The organism is Pseudomonas viciae (assembly GCF_004786035.1).
Taxonomy (GTDB): Bacteria; Pseudomonadota; Gammaproteobacteria; order Pseudomonadales; family Pseudomonadaceae; genus Aquipseudomonas; species Aquipseudomonas viciae.
Genome location: NZ_CP035088.1, coordinates 5,955,281 through 5,971,587, shown reverse-complemented (window position 1 = coordinate 5,971,587; position 16,307 = coordinate 5,955,281). Strand labels below are relative to the sequence as shown.

Below are 16,307 nucleotides of genomic sequence, written 5' to 3'. Positions count from 1 at the left end.
GGTCCTCATAAACGGATCGACAGGCCATCGGCCAACGATTGGCGATAGGCGCGCCAGGCCGGCACGCTGCCCATCAACAGGGCGGCGACCAGGATGCCAGCCATCAGCGTCCATTCATATTCGCTTGGCCAGCCCAGCGGCAGGTACAAGCCATAGGCCGACTGCACGTAACCCTGGGCGGCGGCGATGCCGATGTACAGCAAGGCCAGCCCGGAGACGACCCCGGCCAGCGCCAGGGCGAAGGCTTCGAGCACCAGCAGCGTCGCGATGTGCCACGGCCGCGCGCCCACCGAACGCAGGATCGCCATTTCCCGGCGGCGTTCGTTGAGGCTGGTGAGGATCGCCGTGAGCATGCCGATCAACCCCGTGAGTACCACGAACAATGAAATCACGAACAAGGCTTTTTCCGCCGTGCCCATCAGGCTCCACAACTCCTGCAGCGCCACGCCGGGCAGGATCGCCAGCAACGGTTCACCGCGGAACTCATTGATTTCGCGCTGCAAGGCAAACGTAGAAATCTTGCTGTTGAGGCCGAGCATGAACGCGGTGATCGCCTGGGGCGTGAGGTCCATGTTGCGCGCCTGATCGGCACTGATGCGACCGTTGCCCTGGGCCTGCACGCCGTTTTTCCAGTCGATGTGGATCGCTTCCATGCCACCGAGGCTGATGTGCAGCGTGCGGTCTACCGGCGTGCCGGTGCGCTTGAGAATACCGACCACGGTAAAGGGCTTGTCGTCATGCTTGACCAGGCTGACCACTGCCACGCCGTGGGCCAGCACCAGTTTGTCACCGAGCTTGTAGTGCAACGCCTCGGCCACTTCTGCACCGAGCACCACTTCGAAAGGGTCGGTGGCGAAGGCCCGGCCATCGGCCAGCTCCAGGTGTTGTTGGCGGCCGTACTGGTAGTGCTCGAAGTAGGCTTCGGTGGTGCCCATCACCCGGTAGCCGCGATGGGAATCGCCGAGGGACATCGGGATCGCCCACTTCACTTTCGGGTTGCTGGCGAAGTGTTCGAAGCTGTCCCAACGTATGTTGTTGGTGGCATTGCCGATGCGAAACACTGAATACAGCAGCAGGTTTACCGAACCTGAGCGGGCGCCGACGATCAAATCGGTGCCGCTGATGGTGCTGGCGAAACTCGCCCGGGCCTCGGTGCGCACCCGCTCCACCGCCAGTAGCAGGCACACCGAAAGGGCGATGGCGAAAGCGGTGAGGATCGCGGTGAAGCGGCGGTTCGCCAGGCTGGCCATGGCTAGACGGAACAAATACATCTCAGACCTCGAGTGGCGTGGCGGCGCGATTGAGATCGGCCAGCGAGAGGTTACGGTCAAACAGCGGCGCCAGGCTCTGGTCATGGCTGACAAACAACAGGCTCGACCCGGCCTCGCGGCATTCAGCGAACAACAGCCGCAGGAAGTTTTCCCGCGCGTCGTAGTCCAGGGCCGAGGTTGGTTCGTCGGCGATCACCAGTTCCGGTTGACCGATCAACGCCCGGGCTGCGGCGACCCGTTGCTGCTGGCCGATGGACAACGAGTCGGCGCGGCGTTCCAGCAGGTTTGGATCGGTCAGCCCCAGATGAGCCAGCAGCGTGGCGGCAGCTTGGTCGACGCTGCCGTGGCGCTGGATGGCCCGTTGCGCACGCAGCTTGGAAAAGTGGCAGGGCAGTTCGACGTTTTCGCGCACCGAGAGAAACGGCAGCAGGTTGAATTGCTGGAAGATGTAGCCAGTGTGGTCCACGCGAAAGCGGTCGCGGCTGCCAGCGCCCAGTTCGGTGAGTTCCTGGCCGAGCAGGCGAATGCTGCCCCGGTCCGGCGTCTGCACACCGCCCAGCAGCCCCAGCAGCGTGGTTTTGCCACTGCCGCTCGGGCCTTTGAGGAACAACGTCTCGCCGGCTTCCAGGCGAAACGCCGGGATATCCAGCAACGGCGGATGCCCGGGCCAGCTGAAGCCCAGGTCGGAGAGTTCGATGAGTGCTTGGGTCATGTTTGCCGCTTCAAGGTAATGGAGCACCTGTGGGATATCTGTGGGAGCACAGCTTGCTGGCGATGAGGCCGTAACATTCAGCTTGGATGTCGACAGTCGGACCGCTATCGCGAGCAAGCTTTGCTCCCACCAGGCTCGCCCCTACATGGGTTTTGCGGTGAGTCAGAACTTCAGGGTAGGCACCTTGGCCGTCACTTCCACGCCCTGCTGGCCGCTCGGGCTGATCAGTTGTACCTGAATTTTCTGGGTGGCCGGGAAGGTTTTGAACAGTGTTGCCAGGTCCAGGTTCTTCAGCGCACCTGGGGCGGCGCAAGTGAACTGGTAGTGGGCGTGGATCTCACTGTGCTCGTGGTGTTCGTCACCGTCGGCATCTTCATCATGGTCTTCGTGGTCCGGTTCGTCGCCGAACAACGGGCTTTCCAGTTCCTGCTGGGCCACGGTGCATTGGGCCGCGGCCGGCAAGTTGAACAGTGCCAGCGGCTTGTCCAACTGTGCCCGTACGGCGGCGACCTTGGCTTTGTCGGCATCGCTGGTGGCGGCGTGTTCGAAGCCCACCAGGTTCATCGCCGGGCTTTCCAGTTCCAGCTCCAGGGTCTGGCCGTCCAACGCAGCGTTCAATCGGCCAACCCCGTGTTCGTGGGCGCCGAGGCTGCCGTGCTCGTGGTCATGATCGTGTTCGACCGCCGCATGAGCGACAGCCAATGGCAGCAGGGCGAACGGCAGGGCAAGAAGCAGACGACGCATGACGAGTCTCCAGAAAGTACGAGTTGTGTTATGTAATCTTATAACGAAAGTGCGCAGAGTTTGACCGTCTGCTTGGCGTCGCGCAAGGCCCATGGGAGCATGGGGACATGAAATCTTCAGGAGCACAGTAATGTTGCGGATACGCGGAACCGTCGGCGATTGGCCGGTGGACTTGTCGATCGAAATGGATGAAGGCGACTGGGCGCAGCTCGGCGCGCAGTTACAAGTGGCCAAGTCCGAGGGCGTGGCGGCACCGGTGGCCAAACCGGCGAATCAGGACGATGCCCCGTGGCAGATCGCCAAGGAACTGCTGCGCAAGGCCGGGCAGTTGAGCGGCCCGGATTTGCTGGAGCAGCTCGAAGGCCTCACCGGCAGCGCCTCGGCGGGCAAGCGGTTGTTGGTGCGCTTGCGCCATAGCGCCGAGGTCAAGGTGTTGAGCGGCGGCGACACGCCGCTCTATAGCTGGGTCGGGCCCGAGGCTTAATACAGCGCGGCGAACAGCTTGCGGCGATAGGTCGTCACCAGCGGATGATCGTTGCCCAGCAGTTCGAACACCTGCAGCAAGGTCTTGTGGGGCAGGCCTTCGCTGTAGCTGCGGTTACGCACGAACAGCTTGAGCAGTGCGTCGAGGGCCGCTTCGTACTGCTGGCGGGCCAGTTGCTGGATCGCCAGTTGATACACCGCTTCATCGTCCTGCGGGTCTTTCGCCAGGCGGGCCTTGAGATCGGCGGCATCCGGCAGGTTTTTGGCCAGGCCGAGGAACTGGATCTGCGCCTTGGCTCCAGCGAGCGCGGCCTTGTGCTCGTCGCTTTTCACCGCGTCGAGCACGGTTTGCGCTTCGCCCAGTTCGCCGCGTTCGGTCAGGCAGCGGGCGTACAGGATCAGGGCCTTGGCGTTGGTATTGTCTTCGCCCAGCAACACCGTGAGCACGGCTTCGGCGTCGGCGAAACGACCGTCATCGAACAGCGCCTGGGCCTGTTCGAACGGGTCGGCCGCGGCCGGTGGCGGCATTTGCACATGGGGCTCGAGCATCGTGCGCACCGCCGATTCCGGCTGGGCCCCGGCGAAACCGTCAACCGGCTGGCCGTCCTTGAACAGCACCACGGTGGGCAGGCTGCGGATGCCGAAGCGGGCGACGATGTCCTGCTCAATGTCGCAGTTGACCTTGGCCAGCAGCAGTTCGCCCTGATAACTCTCGGCAATGGTTTGCAGCATCGGCATCAGCGCCTTGCATGGCGCGCACCACTCGGCCCAGAAATCCACCAGCACCGGTTTGTGGAAAGAGTTGGCGATCACCGATTGGTCGAAATCGGCGGTGGTGGCGTCGAAAATGTAGGGCGTGTCCTGGGTCATGGGGGATCTCGTAGAGCGCTTGAATGGGGCAACTATACGGCTTGGTGGGGGTGGCTGAAAGCGGGGGGGCTTTCGTCTTGTGGTGTCTGATGGGACGCCTTCGCGAGCAAGCCCGCTCCCACATGGGGTCTGCGGTGAACATGCATTTTGTATCCACTGGAGATCGACTGTGGGAGCGGGCTTGCTCGCGAAGCTTTTATCTAGTCGCGCCGCGCGTGGTACAGGCTCACATGCCGAAACTCTTCAGGCTCAGCCAAGTCCGGCAACGTCATGGCTTCCAGCATTTCGATGCGCCGGTACAGCGGATGCTGGAAATCCCGCACTCGGGAATCGGCCACCAGGGCCTCGCGGCCGCGGCTGAGGAAGTGGTCGAGCAGCGGCAGGTTGGCGCGGTCGTAGAGCACATCGGCGACCAGGATCAGGTCGAAGCGATCGGCCTCGGCGAAAAAATCCGTCGAATAGCTCAGCGCCACGTCATTGAGCAAGGCATTGGCCCGGCATGCGGCAATCGCCAGCGGATCGAGGTCGCAAGCCACCACTTCCAGCGCGCCGGCCTTGACCGCTGCAATGCCAGCGACACCCGAGCCGGCACCGAAATCCAGCACCCGCTTACCCTCGACCCATTGCGGCCGTTCGGCCAGGTAGCGGGCCATCGCCAGGCCGCTGGCCCAGCAGAAGCTCCAGTAAGGCGGTTCGTGGAGGATGCGCCGGGTTTCTTCCGGGCTGAAGGCGCGGTCCATGTTGTCGCCGTCGATCAGCCATAGTTTCAGCTCGGTGTCGGGCAGCGGACAGGCCACCAGGCGCGCGTCGCCCAGCAACTCGGCCAACGCGTGTTGCAGGTCTTGCGGTGCATTCATGGCGCTTTGACGAATTGCAGGGCGCCCAACGCCTGGGTGGTCGGTTGGCTGATACGTTGTTCCGGCAGGTGCAGGATCAACTGGCCGGACTGGCTGGCACGACCGCGCAGCTCTACCCGGGCGCCGACCGGGAAGGCATCGGGGTTGAAACGCAGGCGGAAGGGCAGGACCTGGTTGGTGCCGATCAGGCTGGAACTGGCGAGCAGTTGCTGCGGGCGGTCCTTGTCATCGATCACCAGCAGCGCCAATTCGACCTCGGCCCCAACCGGTACGCCTTGCAAGGTGCCGCTCAATTCCCGCTGGTACGCCGGCAGTGGCCCCAGTTCGGCGGCCTGGCGGGCTTTTTCCTGGGCCTGTTTCGGCGCCGAGGCCGGTGCGGGGGCGGCGGGCTTGGGAGCGTCACTGCTGCACGCCATCAGCAGGCTGAAAAGACTGAGCAAAACGAGTGATCGTAACGGCATGTGTGGCTCCAGCAAGGTGAATTCCATGGATCTGACGGTATGCCCGTCTGTATACCGTAAACCCTATGGCTTGTCTTGCCAGTGGGATGCGCTACCATGGCCCTCCCTTTTTTTGTTGCCTGCCACCATGCACTGTCCCTTCTGCGGTGCCAACGACACCAAGGTCATCGACTCGCGACTGGTCGCCGAGGGCGAACAGGTCCGCCGCCGCCGCGAATGCCTGGCCTGCGGCGAGCGTTTCACCACGTTCGAGACCGCTGAACTGGTGTTGCCGCGCCTGATCAAAACCGACGGCAGCCGCCAGCCGTTCGACGAAGACAAACTGCGCGCCGGCATGCAGCGCGCCCTGGAAAAACGCCCGGTGAGTGTCGAGCGCCTGGAAGCGGCGCTGGTGCACATCAAGCACAAGCTGCGGGCGACCGGCGAGCGTGAGGTCAAATCCCTGGTGGTCGGTGAGCTGGTGATGGCCGAGCTGCAGAAGCTCGATGAAGTCGCCTACATCCGTTTCGCCTCGGTGTACCGGCGCTTCCAGGACTTGAACGAATTCCGCGAAGAAATCGACCGCCTGGCCCGCGAACCGGTGAAAGAATGACCGTTTCGGCGCAGCAGGCCGTCCTCGACGCCCACTACATGGCCCGTGCCCTGGAATTGGCGCGGCGCGGTCACTACACCACCCACCCCAATCCCCGGGTCGGTTGCGTGATCGTGCGTGACGGACAGATTGTCGGCGAAGGCTGGCACATCCGCGCCGGCGAACCCCATGCCGAAGTCCATGCCCTGCGCGCCGCCGGTGAACAGGCCCGGGGCGCCACGGCCTACGTGACCCTCGAGCCCTGCAGCCATCACGGGCGCACGCCGCCGTGTGCCGACGCGCTGGTCAACGCCGGCGTGGCGCGGGTGGTGGCGGCAATGCAGGACCCGAACCCGGAAGTTGCCGGTCGGGGTCTGCAACGGCTGGCCCAGGCTGGCATCGCCACTGAAAGCGGCGTGCTGGAAGGCGAGGCGCGCCAGCTCAACCAGGGCTTCCTCAAGCGCATGGAACACGGCCTGCCGTTCGTGCGGGTCAAGCTCGCCATGAGCCTGGATGGTCGCACCGCCATGGAAAGTGGCGAAAGCCAATGGATCACCGGCCCGGCCGCACGCTCGGCGGTGCAACGCCTGCGGGCCCAGGCCAGCGTGGTGCTGACCGGCGCCGATACGGTGCTGGCGGACAACGCCCGGCTGACCGTGCGCGCCGATGAACTCGGGCTGGACCCGGAGCAGACCGCGCTGGTCATGAGCCGTCCACCGCTGCGGGTGCTGGTGGACGGGCGCCTGCGGGTGCCGCTGGATGCAGCGTTCTTCAAGGCCGGCCCGGCGTTGGTCGCTACCTGCATGGCGGTGGAAGAACAGTACGCCAACGGCCCTGAATGCATGATTGTGGCGGGCGATGACGGCCAGGTCGATCTGCGTCGCCTGCTGGTGGAGCTGGCGGGCCGTGGCGTCAACGAGGTGTTGGTGGAGGCCGGTCCGCGCCTGGCGGGGGCATTTGCCCGGCAAGGTCTGGTGGACGAATTCCAGATTTTCATCGCCGGCAAGTTTCTCGGTTCTACGGCGCGACCGTTGCTGGATTGGCCGCTGGCGCAGATGAAAGATGCCCCAGCGCTGAAAATTACCGAAATCCGCGCCGTGGGCGATGACTGGCGAGTCATCGCCGTCCCCGTTTCGCCGGCGAGCGTATAATTCCCGGCTTTCGCTAAGCGGCGGCCTGTTCTCGAGGAGGACTCCATGTTTACCGGCATCATCGAATCCATCGGCAGCATCCGCGCACTCACCCCCAAGGGCGGCGATGTGCGGGTTTATGTCGAAACCGGCAAGCTCGACCTGAGCGACGTCAAACTGGGCGACAGCATTGCGGTCAACGGCGTGTGCCTGACCGCGGTGGAGCTGCCGGGCAACGGTTTCCTGGCCGACGTCAGCCGCGAAACCCTCGACTGCACCGCCATGAACGATCTCAAGAGCGGCAGCCCGGTCAACCTGGAAAAAGCCCTGACCCCCACCACTCGCCTGGGCGGACACCTGGTCAGCGGCCATGTCGACGGCGTCGGCGAAGTGGTCTCGCGCAGCGATAACGCCCGGGCCGTGGAGTTTCGCATCCGTGCGCCGAAGGAACTGGCCAAGTACATCGCCCATAAAGGCTCGATCACCGTCGACGGCACCAGCCTGACGGTCAATGCGGTGGATGGCGCCGAATTCCTGCTGACCATCATCCCGCACACCCTGAGCGAAACCATCATGGCCTCGTATCGGCCGGGTCGCCGGGTCAACCTGGAAGTCGACTTGCTGGCCCGTTACCTGGAGCGCCTGCTTATGGGAGACAAGGCCGCAGAGCCTGGCTCCCCACAAAAGCCGGGTAACATCACTGAAAGCTTTCTGGCCGCCAACGGCTACCTCAAATCCTGACCCAAGGGGGTGCCGCGTGGCGCTCAATAGCATCGAAGAACTGGTTGAAGACATCCGCCAAGGCAAGATGGTCATCCTTATGGATGACGAAGACCGCGAGAACGAAGGCGACCTGATCATGGCCGCCGAGTGCTGCAAGGCCGAACACATCAACTTCATGGCCAAGCACGCCCGTGGCCTGATCTGCATGCCGATGACCCGCGAGCGCTGCGAGCTGCTGAAGCTGCCGCTGATGGCGCCGCGCAACGGCTCCGGTTTCGGCACCAAGTTCACCGTGTCCATCGAGGCTGCCGAGGGCGTGACCACCGGTATCTCCGCCGCTGACCGTGCGCGCACCGTGCAAGCCGCCGCGGCGAAAGACGCCAAGGCCGAAGACATTGTCAGCCCCGGCCACATCTTCCCGTTGATGGCCCAGGCCGGTGGCACCCTGGCCCGTGCCGGCCACACCGAAGCGGCGTGCGACCTGGCGCGCATGGCCGGTTTCGAACCCAGTGGGGTGATCTGCGAGGTGATGAACGACGACGGCACCATGTCCCGTCGCGCGGAACTGGAAACGTTCGCCGCCGAACACAACATCAAGATCGGCACCATCGCCGACCTGATTCACTACCGGATGATCCACGAACGTACCGTTCAGCGGATTGCCGAGCAGCCGCTGGACAGCGAATTGGGCCAGTTCAACCTGGTGACCTACCGCGACTCGGTGGAAGGCGACGTGCACATGGCGCTGACCCTGGGCACCGTGTGCGCCGAGGAACCGACCCTGGTGCGCGTACACAACATGGACCCGCTGCGCGACCTGTTGATGGTCAAGCAGCCCGGCCGCTGGAGCCTGCGGGCCGCCATGGTCGCGGTGGCCGCGGCTGGCAGCGGCGTGGTGCTGCTGCTCGGTCACCCGCTCGACGGCGACGTGCTGCTGGCGCACATCCGCGAAACCGGCGATCAGGCCGTGGTGAAAAAACCGACCACCTACAGCATCGTCGGTGCCGGTTCGCAGATCCTTCGCGACCTGGGCGTGCGTAAAATGCGCCTGATGAGCGCACCGATGAAATTTAATGCGATATCCGGTTTCGATCTGGAAGTTGTAGAATACGTGCCCTCCGAATAATCACCCGGGATTTTCCGGCCCTGTATTCGTGGCTAATATCACTAAGGAGCGCGTATTGAACGCGCTCTGGCTCTTTAAGAGATCTGACGAATGACCCTGAAGACCATCGAAGGTACCTTCATCGCCCCTCAAGGCCGCTACGCTCTGGTAGTGGGCCGTTTCAACAGCTTCGTGGTTGAGAGCCTGGTCGGCGGTGCGGTCGATGCCCTGGTTCGCCATGGCGTGAGCGAAAGCGACATCACCATCATCCGTGCGCCTGGCGCCTTCGAAATTCCACTGGTTGCGCAGAAAGTCGCTCAAAAGGGCGAGTATGCGGCGATCATCGCCCTGGGCGCGGTCATTCGTGGCGGTACTCCGCACTTCGAATACGTGGCCGGCGAATGCACCAAGGGCCTGGCCCAGGTGTCCATGGAGTTCGGCGTTCCGGTCGCCTTCGGCGTGCTGACCGTTGATTCCATCGAGCAAGCCATCGAACGTTCCGGCACCAAGGCCGGTAACAAAGGCGCCGAAGCTGCCCTGTCCGCCCTGGAAATGGTCAGCCTGCTGGCGCAGTTGGAGGCCAAGTGATTAGCGACGAAAGCGATCGTTTCAACCCGCGCGATCCCAAGCCTGCCGATGCCGGCAAGCCTTCGAAAAGCGTCAAGCGTCGCGAAGCCCGCCAGCTCGCGACCCAAGCGCTGTATCAATGGCACATGGCCAAGCAATCGCTGAACGAGATCGAAGCGCAGTTTCGGGTCGACAACGATTTCAGCGATGTCGATGGCGCGTATTTCCGCGAGATCCTCCACGGCGTGCCGGCCCACAAGACCGAGATCGACATCGCCCTGGCCCCTTGCCTGGACCTGACCATCGAAGAGCTGGACCCGGTTGAACTGGCGGTGTTGCGCCTGTCTACCTGGGAACTGATGCAGCGCGCCGACGTGCCGTACCGCGTGGTGATCAACGAAGGGATCGAGCTGGCGAAAGTCTTCGGTTCCACCGATGGCCACAAGTTCGTCAACGGCGTGCTCGACAAGCTGGCCCCGCGTCTGCGTGAAGCTGAAGTGAAGGCGTTCAAGCGCTGATTGCGCTTGAAATCCCATGGGTGAGTTTGAGCTGATCCGTAATTACTTCGCCGCCGCGCCTTGCGCCCAAGGCGGCGAGGGCGTTGTGCTGGGGATCGGCGACGACTGCGCCTTGCTGGCCGTTCCTCCCGGGGAACAGCTGGCGGTGTCCACCGACACCCTCGTGGCCGGTGTGCATTTTCCAGACCCGTGCGACCCGTTCCTGCTCGGCCAGCGCTCGCTGGCCGTGGCGGTCAGTGACTTGGCTGCCATGGGCGCCACCCCTGTTGCATTTACCCTTGCCCTGACCTTGCCGACGGTGACCGCCGATTGGCTGCAAGCCTATGCCCGTGGTTTGAATCAGATGGCCCAGGCTTGCGGTGTAGCACTGGTGGGAGGGGATACCACCCGTGGCCCACTGAGCCTGACCATGACCGTGTTCGCAAGTGTGCCATCCGGCCAGGCCCTGACCCGAGGCGGCGCGCAGCCTGGCGATTTGCTGTGTGTTGGCGGCGAGCTAGGCAATGCCGCCGGCGCATTGCCGCTGGTGCTCGGCCAGCGCGACGCCGAACCTGCGGTCGCCGAGCCACTGCTGGCCCACTACTGGTCACCCCAGCCGCAGATCGACTTGGGCCTGGCATTGCGGGGCAAGGCCAGTGCGGCGATGGACATTTCCGATGGGCTACTGGCCGATTGCGGGCATATCGCTCTGGCGTCTGGCGTGGCATTACACGTTGAACGGGACCGACTGCCGCTGTCCAACGCTCTAGTAACGTTCCTCGGCCCGTCGGGTGCCGCACACGCCGCCCTGAGTGGTGGCGACGATTATGTGTTGTTATTCACCGTGCCACCGACTCGACTGGCGACGTTGCAGGCCGACGGCTGGCCTGTCCACGTGATCGGCTCCGTCATGACCGGGCAAGGCGTCACGCTGCTCGACAGTGAAGGACGCGACATCACCCCGCAAATCCGGGGCTATCAACATTTTCGGGAGACACCGTGACAGATCATCCCAACCAGGTCCCGGCAGAATTCGTTCCGCCCTCGGTCTGGCGTAATCCCTGGCATTTCCTGGCATTTGGCTTCGGTTCGGGTACTTTGCCTAAAGCACCGGGCACATGGGGCTCGCTGGTTGCGCTACCCTTTATACCGTTGTGGCAGATGTTGCCGGATTGGGGCTATTGGCTGATGCTGGGCATCACCATGCTGTTCGGCTTCTGGCTGTGCGGCAAAGTGGCGGATGACCTGCGGGTGCACGATCATGAAGGTATCGTCTGGGACGAAATGGTCGGCATGTGGATCACCCTGTGGCTGGTGCCAGAAGGCTGGTACTGGCTGTTGGCGGGTTTCCTGGTGTTCCGCTTCTTCGATATTCTCAAGCCGTGGCCGATTCGCTGGATCGATCGGCACGTGCATGGAGGCGTCGGGATCATGCTCGACGATGTATTGGCCGGGGTCTTTGCCTGGTTGGCAATGCAAGGATTAGTGTGGTGTTTCACCTGAGGGAGCCAGGAATGGGCGTAAGCCGTGCACTACTGCTGTTGCTGTGTCTAGGGGCCTGTCTCGGCGTACGGGCGGCCGACCCGGCGCAGCTGCCGGGCAAGGTCCGCGCGGCCAGTGAGGAGTGGGCCGATTACACCCAGGCCAATGGCGAGGGCATGGGCTGGGACATCTTGCGTGAGGTGTTCGAACCCGAAGGCGTCAAGCTGGAGATCCGCAGCGTGCCGTACACCCGTTCGATCGGATTGGTGCAGCGCGGCGAAGTCGACGTGCAGGTCGGTGCCTATCGGGATGAGTCCGAAGGCGTGCTTTACCCCGAGTGGCACTACGACGTCGATCACATCTATGCCTTGGGACTGACCTCCAAACCGACGCCGACGCTGGCGACGATTGGCAATTACCGCCTGGTATGGATGCGCGGATACGAATACAACAACTACCTGCCCAACATTCGCCGTTTCAATGAAGTCCATCGTTCGGTGGGTATCTTGCCGATGCTGATCCATGAGCGTGCGGATTATTACATCGATGCGTCGATGGAAATCGAAGAGCTACTGGCCAAGGCCGATAATCCCAAGCAGTTCAAACTCTCGCCGCTGATCAATTTGCCGCTGTACCTGGGCTTTGCCAACACTGCAAATGGAAAGGCGCTACTTGATCTGTTTGACCGGCGCATGGAGGTACTGGTGAAAACTGGCCAGCTCAAACCGATTTTCGAACGCTGGAAGCAACCCTATCCCTTCGACGAGCATGGCAAGCCACCGAAGCCGTAATCAAACTTTTCGATGGTTATAGCCGACAATTCAGCCTAAGCGTCTGTCGGGACGTGCTGTTACAATGCCCGCCTCTGCGAAACTCCAGTACTAGATCAGGAGCACACCGGTGCCTGTCGTTTTTGTTGCCGCTTCCAAGCTGCCAACGCCTTTTGCGCAATTCACCATGCATGGTTTTCTCGATGAAGCCACCGGTCGCGAGCACGTCGTGCTGAGCCTGGGTGATTTCGCCGACGGTAGCCCGGTACTCGGCCGCCTGCACTCCGAATGCCTGACGGGCGACGCCCTGTTCAGCCAACGCTGCGATTGCGGTTCGCAACTTGAGGCCGCGCTGCAAGCCATCGCCCGCGAAGGCCGTGGTGTGTTGCTGTACCTGCGCCAGGAAGGGCGTGGGATTGGCTTGTTGAACAAGATCCGCGCCTACGAACTGCAAGATGGCGGCGCCGATACCGTGGAAGCCAACGAACGCCTGGGCTTTGCCGCCGACCTGCGTGACTACAGCATTTGCTTGCCGATGCTCGAACACCTGGGTATCAAGTCCCTGCGGCTGATGACCAACAACCCACGCAAGGTCAAGGCGCTGACCGACATGGGTATCGTGGTTGCTGAGCGGGTGCCGCTGCACACCGGCCATAATCCGCATAACAAACTCTATCTGGCGACCAAGGCCAGCAAGCTCGACCACATGATGGGCAACGAGCACCAGGGCGAGGTTGACCGGGCGTGACGCGTGGCCAGGTTCGGCGGCGACTGGCCGTCAGTTGGTGGCAGTACCTGGCGCTGGCCTTGGTGCCGCTGTTCGTGATCAACGCGGTGTTTGGCCAGGGCGAAGCGATTCTGCCGGTGCTGGCGATGCCGCTGTTTATCGCGGGCGTGGCGTCGATGTTTGTCAGCCTGCGATTCTTCGGGCCTTATAAACACGCCTTGATCGCCACCCAGAACGCCCTCGACACCCCGGAAGAGCCCCAGGCCTGGATCGCCCTGGCGGCCCGCCGTCGTGTGGCGTTCCTGGTCGCCGGGCTGCCGGCCTGGATCGGCGCCCTGGGGGTGTTCGTGGGCCTGGAGGCGGTGCCGCTGATGTTGCTGGCCTTATCCTCCACGGTGTTGTTCTACCTGTATCGCATCCCGCGTCAGCTCGGCTGATGAACCGCTGGCTGGCGGTCCTGCTGCTGGCCCTCAGCGCCTCGACGACGGCGGCCCCGCGGGTCGTCAGTCTGGCGCCGTCGCTTACGGAAATTGTTGTTGAGCTGGACTCCGCCGACCTGCTGGTGGGCGTGCTGGATGCCGGTGATCGTCCGCAGGGGCTCAAAGAGCTGCCCTCGGTAGGCCGTTACGGGCAACTGGACATGGAGCGCTTGCTCAGCCTGCGGCCTGATCTGCTGCTGCTCTGGCCCGGCAGTGTTGGGCCGGCCCAGCGCGAACAGCTCAAGGGCTTGAACATCCCCACCTACGTCGCCGAGCCCCATGGCCTCGACCCACTCATCAGCCAAATCGAAGACATCGCCGCACAACTCGGTCGCCCGGCGCGAGGCGTGCAGCGAGCGGCGCAGTTGCGCGTGCGTCTGGAAGAGCTGCGCCAGCGTTACCGGCGTGACACGCCGTTGCCGGTGTTCTATCAGGTCTGGGACCGGCCGTTGTACACCGTCGGTGGCGGGCAGATCATCAGCGATGCGCTGGCGGTGTGCGGGGCGCGGAACGTCTTTGCCGACCTGAGTCTGCCGGCGCCGCAGGTGAGCGTGGAGTCAGTGTTGCAGCGCAATCCGCAGGTCATCCTCGCCACCGAGCAGGCCCAGCTCGACGCCTGGAAAGCCTGGCCGCAGTTGCCGGCAGTGGCGCAGGGCCGGTTGTTGTTAGTGCGTGACAAGGGGCTGGAGCGGCCCAGTGGGCAGATGATCGAGGCGACGGCTGGGTTGTGTGGGTTGATTGCGCCGGACAGGTAGACCGCGGTGCGCCCTTCGCGAGCAAGCCCGCTCCCACAGGGTACGCATTCCTACTGTGGAAGCGGGCTTGCTCGCGAAGAGGCCCGCTCAAACATCACACATCCTGCATCAGATATCCGGTGTCCAAGTCACCCCAAACACCCAGCTCCGCCCCTCTTCCCGATACCCATACTGCTGACCATCATGGCTATACAGCGCCCGGCTGTACCCCTTGTCCAGCAGGTTATCCACCTTCATTTCTAGCTTCACCTCGCGGGTCAGCGCCCAACTGCCGCGCAACCCGAGCAGGGCATAGCCGCCCAGGGCATTGCGGTTGTTTTCATCGTCGTAGCTGCCGCTCACTGCTTGCCAGGTGGCGCCCAGGCCAAGGCGGTCGAATTGCCGGTCCAGGTCCATGCTCACGGTCCGGCGCGCGCGGCGGGCCAGGGTGTGGCCGCTGTCACGGTCACGCGGGTCGATGATGGCCAGGCCCAGGTTGCTCTGCCAGCCGAACATATCCTGCATGAGGGCCATCTCAAAACCGTTGATCCGCGCCGAGGCGACGTTCTGCGGACGTGAGTGGCTGCCAAAAATGATCGCGTCTTCCAGGTCCGTGCGGTACAGCGAGGTCTCCAGGCGGGCGTTGTCGCTCAATTGGCTGCGCCATTGCAGTTCGTAGCTTTTGGCGGTTTCGGGTTTCAGGTCCGGGTTGCTGAAGTCCGGGTAGTACAGGTCGTTGAAGGTGGGGGCGCGAAAGCTTTCGCTGTAGGTCAGCAGCAGGTCGTTGTCGGCGTTCACCGGCAGGGTGAGGGTGCCGCTCCAACTGTTCTGGCCGCCGAATTGCTGGTTCTGGTCGCGGCGCAGGCCCAGTTCGGTGGAGAACGTTTCGGCCTGGAAGCGGTGCTGGATAAACGCTGCGCGGTTCCAGCGGCTGCCTTCGTCGAACGGTGTGCTGCTGTTGACCCGATCCTGGTACCAGTCGCCGCCGACGATCAGGCTGTTGCGCTCGTCCAGTTTCACATCGTTCTGCCAGGTCAGCGAGTCGCGGTAGGTGTTGAACACTTCGCGGACATCGCTGAGCTTGTCGAAGGTCTTCTCGCGGTTTTCGCTGTGGCCCAGTTCGAGACGGGATTTCCAGGTATCGTTGATCCGGCCGTCTACATAAGTGCTGAAACTGCTCACCGCAAAGTCGCTGTAGGGCTGCTGGGGCAGTGATTCGAACGTGCTCGGGTCGAAGCGGCCGAACGGGTTGTCGTATTCGCTCTTGCCACGGTTATCCAGCAGGTTCAGGCCAACCTCCAGGTCATCGTTGATGGCATGACTTGCGCTCAAGCTGACGGACTGGTTGCGGTTGGCATCGTTGTCCCGGTCACTGGCGTAGGACTCCTGGGTTCGATTGGCCCCGGCGCTTTCGTCCAGGCTGGCGCCGAGGTTGAAGCGCGTCTGCTCGTCGCCACCGGACAGGCTCAGGCTGCGCTCCCAGGTCTGGTGGCTGCCGAAACCCAGGTGCAGGCGCGGTTGCAGGCCTGGTTGGCTAGCGCGACGGGTGAAAATCTGGATCACCCCGCCCACCGCGTCGGCGCCGTAGATCACCGAACGCGAACCGCGCAGCACTTCCACTCGTTCGATCTGGTTGATGTTCAGGCGTTGCAGGTTGCTGTCGCCGGAGGTGGCGTTGCCAATACGCTGGCCGTCCACCAGCACCAGGCTCTGGGCCGATTTGGTGCCGCGAATGTAAATTCCCGGCAAGCTGCCGCGACCGCCCAACGGCGCCACCTGCACCCCCGGCACGCGGCTGAGCAGGTCGGTGACGCTGGCCGGTTGCAGGCGCTCGATGTCGTCGCGGGTGAACACGGTATTGGCCGCGCTGCTGTCGTTGCGGGCCTCGACCTGGCGGTTGGCGCTGATCACGATGTCGGGCAGCTTCAGGGCTTGGTCGCGTTCGAAGGTGTCGGCGAGCAGGTGGGTGGCGGGGAGTAGGGAAAGGGCGAGGGTGAGGCGCAGTTTCATGGGCGTTCCGCAAATTTCTGGTTCGTACAGAACCCCCTGTGGGGGCGCGCTTGCTCGCGATAGCGGTGTGTCAGCCAATAATTTACTGACTGATCTGCTGCCATCGCGAGCTAG

The 16,307-nt window shown here is 63.3% G+C and carries 20 protein-coding genes; 13 read left to right on the top strand and 7 right to left on the bottom strand.

The annotated features are described in order from the left end of the window. Window positions 1–5: 5 nt before the first annotated feature. From EPZ47_RS26530 to EPZ47_RS26520, 3 genes are all read right to left on the bottom strand, one after another. On the bottom strand, window positions 6–1,271 hold the full coding sequence (locus EPZ47_RS26530) for an ABC transporter permease (RefSeq protein ID WP_135847408.1): 1,266 nt from the start codon (window positions 1,269–1,271) through the stop codon (window positions 6–8). A 1-nt stretch (window position 1,272) separates the two neighbouring features. Continuing rightward, window positions 1,273–1,983 (bottom strand): ABC transporter ATP-binding protein, encoded by a 711-nt coding sequence (locus EPZ47_RS26525; protein WP_053187667.1) that lies wholly within the window; start codon window positions 1,981–1,983, stop codon window positions 1,273–1,275. A gap of 162 nt (window positions 1,984–2,145) precedes the next feature. Next, complete coding sequence (locus EPZ47_RS26520) at window positions 2,146–2,727, bottom strand: DUF2796 domain-containing protein (RefSeq protein WP_135847407.1); 582 nt, start codon at window positions 2,725–2,727, stop codon at window positions 2,146–2,148. Window positions 2,728–2,857: 130 nt separating this feature from the next. Here EPZ47_RS26520 and EPZ47_RS26515 point away from each other — a divergent pair, with 130 nt between their 5' ends. Continuing rightward, on the top strand, window positions 2,858–3,211 hold the full coding sequence (locus tag EPZ47_RS26515; RefSeq protein WP_135847406.1) for a hypothetical protein: 354 nt from the start codon (window positions 2,858–2,860) through the stop codon (window positions 3,209–3,211). On the opposite strand, the gene trxA is transcribed toward EPZ47_RS26515, so the two are convergent. From trxA to EPZ47_RS26500, 3 genes are all read right to left on the bottom strand, one after another. Further along, window positions 3,208–4,080, bottom strand: a complete 873-nt coding sequence (trxA, locus tag EPZ47_RS26510; protein ID WP_135847405.1) for a thioredoxin — start codon at window positions 4,078–4,080, stop codon at window positions 3,208–3,210. The two genes, EPZ47_RS26515 and trxA, sit on opposite strands and share 4 nt — an antisense overlap. Before the next feature lie 200 nt (window positions 4,081–4,280). After that, a complete protein-coding gene (locus EPZ47_RS26505) occupies window positions 4,281–4,937 on the bottom strand; it encodes a class I SAM-dependent methyltransferase (RefSeq protein WP_135847404.1) in 657 nt (218 codons plus the stop codon). Next, entirely contained in the window at window positions 4,934–5,398 is a 465-nt protein-coding gene (locus EPZ47_RS26500) for a YbaY family lipoprotein (RefSeq protein ID WP_135847403.1), read from the bottom strand. Before EPZ47_RS26500 ends, EPZ47_RS26505 begins: the two co-directional genes overlap by 4 nt. A 127-nt stretch (window positions 5,399–5,525) precedes the next feature. Between EPZ47_RS26500 and nrdR the strand changes: the two genes are divergently transcribed. The 12 genes from nrdR to EPZ47_RS26440 all read left to right on the top strand — a co-directional run bounded on the left by nrdR (window position 5,526) and on the right by EPZ47_RS26440 (window position 14,204). After that, on the top strand, window positions 5,526–5,990 hold the full coding sequence (gene nrdR, locus EPZ47_RS26495) for a transcriptional regulator NrdR (protein WP_024778359.1): 465 nt from the start codon (window positions 5,526–5,528) through the stop codon (window positions 5,988–5,990). Continuing rightward, a complete protein-coding gene (ribD, locus tag EPZ47_RS26490) occupies window positions 5,987–7,120 on the top strand; it encodes a bifunctional diaminohydroxyphosphoribosylaminopyrimidine deaminase/5-amino-6-(5-phosphoribosylamino)uracil reductase RibD (RefSeq protein WP_135847401.1) in 1,134 nt (377 codons plus the stop codon). The genes nrdR and ribD overlap by 4 nt, the downstream gene beginning before the upstream one ends. Before the next feature lie 45 nt (window positions 7,121–7,165). Further along, a complete protein-coding gene (locus EPZ47_RS26485; RefSeq protein WP_135847400.1) occupies window positions 7,166–7,840 on the top strand; it encodes a riboflavin synthase in 675 nt (224 codons plus the stop codon). A gap of 16 nt (window positions 7,841–7,856) precedes the next feature. Beyond that, on the top strand, window positions 7,857–8,948 hold the full coding sequence (gene ribBA / locus EPZ47_RS26480; RefSeq protein WP_135847399.1) for a bifunctional 3,4-dihydroxy-2-butanone-4-phosphate synthase/GTP cyclohydrolase II: 1,092 nt from the start codon (window positions 7,857–7,859) through the stop codon (window positions 8,946–8,948). Window positions 8,949–9,038: 90 nt separating this feature from the next. Next, window positions 9,039–9,515, top strand: a complete 477-nt coding sequence (gene ribH, locus EPZ47_RS26475; RefSeq protein WP_047229743.1) for a 6,7-dimethyl-8-ribityllumazine synthase — start codon at window positions 9,039–9,041, stop codon at window positions 9,513–9,515. Next, window positions 9,512–10,012 carry a transcription antitermination factor NusB gene (gene nusB, locus EPZ47_RS26470; protein WP_135847398.1) on the top strand — a complete coding sequence of 167 codons (501 nt, stop codon included), beginning with the start codon at window positions 9,512–9,514 and terminating at the stop codon, window positions 10,010–10,012. Before ribH ends, nusB begins: the two co-directional genes overlap by 4 nt. 16 nt (window positions 10,013–10,028) lie before the next feature. Next, the gene (gene thiL / locus EPZ47_RS26465; RefSeq protein ID WP_135847397.1) at window positions 10,029–10,994 is read left to right on the top strand and encodes a thiamine-phosphate kinase; all 966 of its coding nucleotides are present in this window, start codon (window positions 10,029–10,031) and stop codon (window positions 10,992–10,994) included. After that, entirely contained in the window at window positions 10,991–11,494 is a 504-nt protein-coding gene (locus EPZ47_RS26460; protein WP_003206020.1) for a phosphatidylglycerophosphatase A family protein, read from the top strand. The genes thiL and EPZ47_RS26460 overlap by 4 nt, the downstream gene beginning before the upstream one ends. Window positions 11,495–11,505: 11 nt before the next feature. After that, on the top strand, window positions 11,506–12,264 hold the full coding sequence (locus EPZ47_RS26455; RefSeq protein WP_135847396.1) for a substrate-binding periplasmic protein: 759 nt from the start codon (window positions 11,506–11,508) through the stop codon (window positions 12,262–12,264). 109 nt (window positions 12,265–12,373) lie between these two features. Beyond that, window positions 12,374–12,991: a GTP cyclohydrolase II gene (gene ribA, locus EPZ47_RS26450; protein ID WP_135847395.1), complete on the top strand. Its 618-nt coding sequence runs from the start codon at window positions 12,374–12,376 to the stop codon at window positions 12,989–12,991. After that, a complete protein-coding gene (locus EPZ47_RS26445; RefSeq protein WP_135847394.1) occupies window positions 12,988–13,407 on the top strand; it encodes an MFS transporter in 420 nt (139 codons plus the stop codon). The genes ribA and EPZ47_RS26445 overlap by 4 nt, the downstream gene beginning before the upstream one ends. Continuing rightward, a complete protein-coding gene (locus tag EPZ47_RS26440; protein ID WP_135847393.1) occupies window positions 13,407–14,204 on the top strand; it encodes a cobalamin-binding protein in 798 nt (265 codons plus the stop codon). The genes EPZ47_RS26445 and EPZ47_RS26440 overlap by 1 nt, the downstream gene beginning before the upstream one ends. A 108-nt stretch (window positions 14,205–14,312) precedes the next feature. Here the strand turns inward: EPZ47_RS26440 and EPZ47_RS26435 are convergent, their stop codons facing one another. Then, complete coding sequence (locus EPZ47_RS26435) at window positions 14,313–16,193, bottom strand: TonB-dependent receptor domain-containing protein (RefSeq protein ID WP_135847392.1); 1,881 nt, start codon at window positions 16,191–16,193, stop codon at window positions 14,313–14,315. Between the last annotated feature and the right edge of the window lie 114 nt (window positions 16,194–16,307).

What these genes read in the sequence shown, in the direction of transcription:
- EPZ47_RS26515 (WP_135847406.1), top strand. Translation starts at nt 2,858, where the DNA reads ATGTTGCGGATACGCGGAACCGTCGGCGATTGGCCGGTGGACTTGTCG.
- trxA (WP_135847405.1), bottom strand. Translation starts at nt 4,080, where the DNA reads ATGACCCAGGACACGCCCTACATTTTCGACGCCACCACCGCCGATTTC.
- EPZ47_RS26505 (WP_135847404.1), bottom strand. Translation starts at nt 4,937, where the DNA reads ATGAATGCACCGCAAGACCTGCAACACGCGTTGGCCGAGTTGCTGGGC.
- EPZ47_RS26520 (WP_135847407.1), bottom strand. Translation starts at nt 2,727, where the DNA reads ATGCGTCGTCTGCTTCTTGCCCTGCCGTTCGCCCTGCTGCCATTGGCT.
- EPZ47_RS26500 (WP_135847403.1), bottom strand. Translation starts at nt 5,398, where the DNA reads ATGCCGTTACGATCACTCGTTTTGCTCAGTCTTTTCAGCCTGCTGATG.
- nrdR (WP_024778359.1), top strand. Translation starts at nt 5,526, where the DNA reads ATGCACTGTCCCTTCTGCGGTGCCAACGACACCAAGGTCATCGACTCG.
- EPZ47_RS26530 (WP_135847408.1), bottom strand. Translation starts at nt 1,271, where the DNA reads ATGTATTTGTTCCGTCTAGCCATGGCCAGCCTGGCGAACCGCCGCTTC.
- EPZ47_RS26455 (WP_135847396.1), top strand. Translation starts at nt 11,506, where the DNA reads ATGGGCGTAAGCCGTGCACTACTGCTGTTGCTGTGTCTAGGGGCCTGT.
- ribD (WP_135847401.1), top strand. Translation starts at nt 5,987, where the DNA reads ATGACCGTTTCGGCGCAGCAGGCCGTCCTCGACGCCCACTACATGGCC.
- EPZ47_RS26485 (WP_135847400.1), top strand. Translation starts at nt 7,166, where the DNA reads ATGTTTACCGGCATCATCGAATCCATCGGCAGCATCCGCGCACTCACC.
- EPZ47_RS26525 (WP_053187667.1), bottom strand. Translation starts at nt 1,983, where the DNA reads ATGACCCAAGCACTCATCGAACTCTCCGACCTGGGCTTCAGCTGGCCC.
- EPZ47_RS26435 (WP_135847392.1), bottom strand. Translation starts at nt 16,193, where the DNA reads ATGAAACTGCGCCTCACCCTCGCCCTTTCCCTACTCCCCGCCACCCAC.
- ribH (WP_047229743.1), top strand. Translation starts at nt 9,039, where the DNA reads ATGACCCTGAAGACCATCGAAGGTACCTTCATCGCCCCTCAAGGCCGC.
- thiL (WP_135847397.1), top strand. Translation starts at nt 10,029, where the DNA reads ATGGGTGAGTTTGAGCTGATCCGTAATTACTTCGCCGCCGCGCCTTGC.
- EPZ47_RS26440 (WP_135847393.1), top strand. Translation starts at nt 13,407, where the DNA reads ATGAACCGCTGGCTGGCGGTCCTGCTGCTGGCCCTCAGCGCCTCGACG.